Origin of the sequence: Streptomyces solincola, from assembly GCF_002982015.1 — a bacterium.
Lineage (GTDB): Bacteria > Actinomycetota > Actinomycetes > Streptomycetales > Streptomycetaceae > Streptomyces > Streptomyces solincola.
Genome location: NZ_PVLV01000552.1, coordinates 1 through 5580, shown reverse-complemented (window position 1 = coordinate 5580; position 5580 = coordinate 1). Strand labels below are relative to the sequence as shown.

5 protein-coding genes are annotated in these 5580 nt (G+C 71.6%); 3 read left to right on the top strand and 2 right to left on the bottom strand.

The window, feature by feature from the left end; all coding sequences use genetic code 11:
• Window positions 1-235: 235 nt before the first annotated feature.
• The 3 genes from C6N75_RS26960 (at window position 236) to C6N75_RS26950 (ending at window position 2132) form a co-directional block, all read left to right on the top strand.
• On the top strand, window positions 236-1192 hold the full coding sequence (locus C6N75_RS26960) for a sugar phosphate isomerase/epimerase family protein (RefSeq protein ID WP_105871485.1): 957 nt from the start codon (window positions 236-238) through the stop codon (window positions 1190-1192).
• Window positions 1193-1448: 256 nt separating this feature from the next.
• Window positions 1449-1646, top strand: a complete 198-nt coding sequence (locus C6N75_RS26955; RefSeq protein ID WP_105871484.1) for a helix-turn-helix transcriptional regulator — start codon at window positions 1449-1451, stop codon at window positions 1644-1646.
• 162 nt (window positions 1647-1808) lie between these two features.
• The gene (locus C6N75_RS26950; protein ID WP_105871483.1) at window positions 1809-2132 is read left to right on the top strand and encodes a heavy-metal-associated domain-containing protein; all 324 of its coding nucleotides are present in this window, start codon (window positions 1809-1811) and stop codon (window positions 2130-2132) included.
• A 491-nt stretch (window positions 2133-2623) separates the two neighbouring features.
• Here C6N75_RS26950 and C6N75_RS26945 read toward each other — a convergent pair whose 3' ends face one another.
• Together C6N75_RS26945 and recD2 are read right to left on the bottom strand one after the other, a co-directional pair.
• The gene (locus tag C6N75_RS26945; protein WP_105871482.1) at window positions 2624-3913 is read right to left on the bottom strand and encodes a citrate synthase; all 1290 of its coding nucleotides are present in this window, start codon (window positions 3911-3913) and stop codon (window positions 2624-2626) included.
• Window positions 3914-4100: 187 nt separating this feature from the next.
• Window positions 4101-5580: SF1B family DNA helicase RecD2 (recD2, locus tag C6N75_RS26940; RefSeq protein WP_146132688.1), on the bottom strand; the 1480-nt coding region annotated here is incomplete at its 5' end.

Here is a 5580-nt window from a genome sequence, read left to right as displayed (position 1 = left end):
CCCCCGTCCCTGCCTCCGTCGCCGCCCTCGTCTCCGCCCGACTCTCCGTACCGGCGTACGCGGCCGGGCGGCCCCGCTCCTCCCGCATGCACGACTCCTCACGGTCTGCGTCCCTGTGGCCGTGATCCGTACCCGGGGCGCCTCCGGCCATGTGGCGGTACGCCGTTCTCACCTGGCCGCCGGGGCGGCCGGGTGTCCTTGACGCTCCGTCCGGGGCGTGGTCAAGCTGGCCGGCATGACCCGTCCGCCGCAGCCGCCGCCGTCCTCGCCGTCCGCGGCGCCGCTTCCGGGGTCCCCCCCGCTCTCCCGCATCCGGGTCGGGTCCGCCCCGGACTCCTGGGGGGTGTGGTTCCCGGACGATGCGCGCCAGGTGCCCTGGCAGCGCTTCCTGGACGAGGTGGCGGCGGCCGGCTACGAGTGGATCGAGCTGGGCCCGTACGGCTATCTGCCCACCGATCCCGACCGGCTCGCCGAGGAGACCGGGCGGCGGGGACTCCGGGTCTCCGCCGGCACCGTCTTCACCGGGCTGCACCACGGGCCGGAGGTGTGGGAGCGCACCTGGGCGCAGGTCGCCGACAACGCGGCGCTGGCCCGGGCCGTGGGCGCCGAGCACCTGGTCGTCATCCCCGCCTTCTGGCGGGACGACCGGACCGGCGAGGTGCTGGAGGACCGCGAGCTGACCCCCGCGCAGTGGCGGGACCTGACGAGGCTGACCGAGCGGCTCGGGCGGGAGGTGCGGGACCGCTTCGGGCTGCGGATCGTGGTCCACCCGCACGCCGACACGCATATCGACGGGGAGGAGAACGTGGCCCGTTTCCTCGACGCCACCGACCCCGACCTGGTCGCGCTCTGCCTGGACACGGGCCACTACGCGTACTGCGGCGGGGACAGCGTCCAGCTGATCGAGACCTACGGGGAGCGGATCGGCTATCTGCACCTGAAGCAGGTGGACCCGCGGGTGCTCGCGGAGGTCGTGGCGCGGGGCACGCCGTTCGGGCCGGCCGTCGCGCGGGGCGTGATGTGCGAGCCGCCGTCCGGGGCGCCCGCCCTGGAACCGGTGCTGGCCGCCGCGCGGAGACTGGAGGTGGACCTCTTCGCCATCGTCGAGCAGGACATGTACCCGTGCCCGCCGGACCGCCCGTACCCGATCGCCGAGCGGACCCGGCGCTTCCTTCGCTCCTGCGGGGTGTGAGCGCCCGCGCGCATACTTGGCGGACCGTTTCTGCACCTCAGGGGCGTGTAACCGCACCGGTTCGGTCACAGTGGTCACCCGCGCGTCACCGAGGTCTCCGTTACGCGGGTCTTCCGTCACAGGCGCGCGACAGACACCCATGCCCCTCACTCTCCGTCGTTCTCCGGGCACAGGCTCAGTGATCGTCAGCACCGCCGCGGCTCCCCCGGCGGCCCTCCCGGGCCGCCTCCGCGGCGCCCGCGAGGAGGTGCCCCAGATGACGGACAGAAGGCTCTGGTCGTACAAGGAGATCGCCGCGCACATCCGGGTGCAGCCGGACACCGTCCGGTCGTACCGCAAGCACGGGCTGCTTCCGCCGCCCGACCACGTCGAGTCGGGCAAGCCCTACTGGTACGCGGACACGATCCGTACGTGGGTGGCGAACCGCCCCGGGAACCGGGGCCGGAAGACCTGAGGCGCCCCCGTCCGTCGCACCGCCGGCCCCGTACCCCTCCGGAACGGGGCCGGCGGCCGCACCGGGCCCTCAACTGGATTAGTACCCCCTGGGGGTATACAGTGACCGCGGTACGGGCGCCCTGGCGCGCCATCGACGCACGACGCACGACGAGGAGAACCCATGACCTCCGCCGAGCCCCAGACCGAGCTGCCCCAGGCCACCGGCTCCTGCTGCTCCCCCAGCGACTCCTGCCACGACGGCGCCGCCGCCGGGGCGGGCCGGCCCGTCGGGGTCACCTCGGTCTACCAGGTCGCGGGCATGACCTGCGGGCACTGCGAGGGCGCCGTCAGCAAGGAGCTCTCCGCGCTCCCCGGCGTCACCTCGGTGACCGCCGAGGCCGCGAGTGGCCGCGTCACCGTCGTCTCGGAGTCCGCACTGGACGAGGCCGCGGTGCGCGAGGCGGTCGACGAGGCGGGGTACGAGCTGACCGGCCCGGCCGCCTGAGCCGGACGCCCCGGACACGGCGGACCGTCCGACCGTCCGGACGGTCACCGCGGGTTCCCCTGTGACTGCGGTTGCGTGATTTCACCTTCACGTGACTCACAAGACCTTCACAAGGAGACCTAGATCACAGATATTGGGGGGTAACCATTCGGGTGGCTCGCGAGTCTGAATGGTTGATGCCAGAACGTCTTGGGGGACGTTCATCGGGATGTCTTGGGGGACGTCCCGTACATGGCAAGCGTTGGCCGGGGCACGTGCACCGGGGAGCTTTGAGCGGCCCTCCCGTACGTACGTACCCCGGCAGATCGCACCGCGAGCCTCTGCTGTAATCCGGCAGACGCCCGGACCCGGATCCCGTGGGGGGAATCCGTTCCGGGGATATGGGAAGCGCCCCGCTCGCCGACCCGTGGGGGGATCGGCGGCGGGGCGCTTCTGCATGCGCCGCGGCGGCGGACGCCCGGGGCCGGACCGGAAAGGCTCGGGGCCTCGGCTCAGCGGCCCTCGACCGGGACGAAGTCGCGCAGGACCTCGCCGGTGTAGATCTGGCGCGGGCGGCCGATGCGAGAGCCCGGCTCCTTGATCATCTCGTGCCACTGGGCGATCCAGCCCGGCAGCCGGCCGAGGGCGAACAGGACCGTGAACATCTCGGTCGGGAAGCCCATGGCCCGGTAGATCAGGCCGGTGTAGAAGTCGACGTTCGGGTAGAGGTTCCGCGAGACGAAGTAGTCGTCGGCGAGCGCGTGCTCCTCCAGCTTCAGCGCGATGTCCAGCAGCTCGTCGGACTTGCCGAGGGCCGAGAGCACGTCGTGGGCGGCCGCCTTGATGATCTTCGCCCGGGGGTCGAAGTTCTTGTAGACGCGGTGGCCGAAGCCCATCAGGCGGACGCCGTCCTCCTTGTTCTTCACCTTGCGGATGAAGGAGTCCACGTCGCCGCCGGCGGACTGGATGCCCTGGAGCATCTCCAGCACCGACTGGTTGGCGCCGCCGTGCAGGGGGCCCCACAGGGCGGAGATGCCGGCCGAGATCGAGGCGAACATGTTCGCCTGCGAGGAACCGACCAGGCGCACGGTGGAGGTGGAGCAGTTCTGCTCGTGGTCCGCGTGCAGGATCAGCAGCTTGTCGAGGGCGGCGACCACGACCGGGTCGAGCTCGTACTCCTGGGCGGGGACGGAGAAGGTCATCCGCAGGAAGTTCTCGACGTACGAGAGGTCGTTGCGCGGGTAGACGAACGGGTGGCCGATCGACTTCTTGTACGCGTACGCCGCGATCGTCGGCAGCTTCGCCAGCAGCCGGATCGTGGAGAGGTGGCGCTGCTTCTCGTCGAACGGGTTGTGGCTGTCCTGGTAGAACGTGGACAGCGCGCTGACCACGGAGGACAGCATGGCCATCGGGTGGGCGTCGCGCGGGAAGCCGTCGAAGAACCGCTTGACGTCCTCGTGCAGCAGCGTGTGCTGGGTGATCTCGTTCTTGAAGCCGGCGAGCTCGTCGACCTTCGGCAGCTCGCCGTTGATCAGCAGGTACGCGACCTCAAGGAAGGTGGAGCGCTCGGCGAGCTGCTCGATGGGGTAGCCGCGGTAGCGCAGGATGCCCTGCTCACCGTCCAGGTAGGTGACCGCGGATTTGTACGCGGCGGTGTTGCCGTAACCGCTGTCCAGGGTCACCAGACCGGTCTGGGCTCGGAGCTTCCCGATGTCGAAGCCCTTGTCGCCGACGGTGCTCTCGACCACCGGGTAGGTGTACTCACCGTCCGCGTACCGCAGTACTACAGAGTTGTCGCTCACGTCATCCCTCACCGACGTAGTGCCTCTTCTTCGAGGTGCCCTGACTGTCTCTACCATCCCCCACTTGGCCCAGCAGAGTGCACTCGGGGTCGGCCTTTCGGCCTTTTGGCGGCACTCAGTGCCGTCAACCTGCTCATCCTGCCCCCTTCGCCCCGGTTGCGAAAGTCCCGCCCGGTCGTGGGGGCCGTCAGGTGATGTATCCCACCGCTGATCGATCATCCACGCCGCCTGCACCGGCACCGGCCCCGGTCCCGGTACCGCTCCCGGTCCCGGCGGCCGGGCGGCCGCCGGCCAGCCGGTGGGCGAGGGCGGTGTGCCGGCGGCCGGCGGAGACCGTGCGCACCGCCTGGGCGATGGCCTTGCGCGAACCCACCAGCACCACCAGCTTCCGGGCCCGGGTGACGGCCGTGTAGAGCAGGTTGCGCTGGAGCATCATCCACGCGCCGGTGGTCACCGGGATGACCACCGCCGGGTACTCGCTGCCCTGGGAGCGGTGGATGGTCACCGCGTAGGCGTGCGCCAGCTCGTCCAGCTCGTCGAAGTCGTAGCCGACCTCCTCGTCCTCGTCGGTCAGCACGGTGAGCCGCTGCTCGACCGCGTCCAGCGCGGTGACCACGCCGACGGTGCCGTTGAAAACCCCGTTGGCGCCCTTGTCATAGTTGTTCCTGATCTGGGTGACCTTGTCGCCGACCCGGAAGACCCGGCCGCCGAAGCGCTTCTCCGGCAGGTCCGGGCGGGCCGGGGTGACGGCCTGCTGGAGCAGGCCGTTGAGGGTGCCGGCCCCGGCCGGGCCGCGGTGCATGGGGGTGAGCACCTGCACGTCCCGGCGCGGGTCGAGGCCGAACTTCGCGGGCACGCGGCGGGCGGCGACGTCCACCGCGAGGCGGCCGGCCTCCTCCGTCTCGTCCGCCACGAACAGGAAGAAGTCGTCGAGCCCCTGGGTGACCGGCTGCAAGCCCTCGTTGATCCGGTGGGCGTTGGTCACCACCCCCGACTGCCGGGCCTGCCGGAAGATCCGCGTCAGCCGCACCGAGGGGACCGGGCCGCCGGGAGCCAGCAGATCGCTCAGCACCTCCCCCGCGCCCACACTCGGCAACTGGTCCACGTCCCCCACCAGCAGCAGGTGCGCCCCCGGCCCCACCGCCTTGACCAGCTTGTTCGCCAGCAGCAGGTCCAGCATCGACGCCTCGTCCACGACCACCAGGTCGGCGTCCAGCGGGCGGTCCCGGTCGTAGGCGGCGTCCCCGCCGGGCTTCAGCTCCAGCAGCCGGTGCACGGTGGACGCCTCCGTCCCGGTCAGCTCCGCCAGCCGCTTGGCGGCCCGCCCGGTCGGCGCCGCCAGCACCACCTTCGCGCCCTTGGCCCGCGCCAGCTCCACGATCGACCGGACCGTGAACGACTTGCCGCACCCCGGGCCGCCGGTCAGCACCGCGACCTTCTCGGTCAGCGCGAGCCTCACCGCCTGCTCCTGCTCCGGCGCCAGCTCCGCCCCGGTCCGCCCCTTCAGCCAGGCCAGCGCCCGCCCCCAGTCCACCTCCCGGAAGCCCGGCATCCGGTCCCCGTCCGCCCGCAGCAGCCGGCGCACCTGCCCCGCCAGCGACAACTCCGCCCGGTGGAACGGGATCAGGTACACCGCGACCACCGGCGCCCCGTCCGCCCCCGGCACC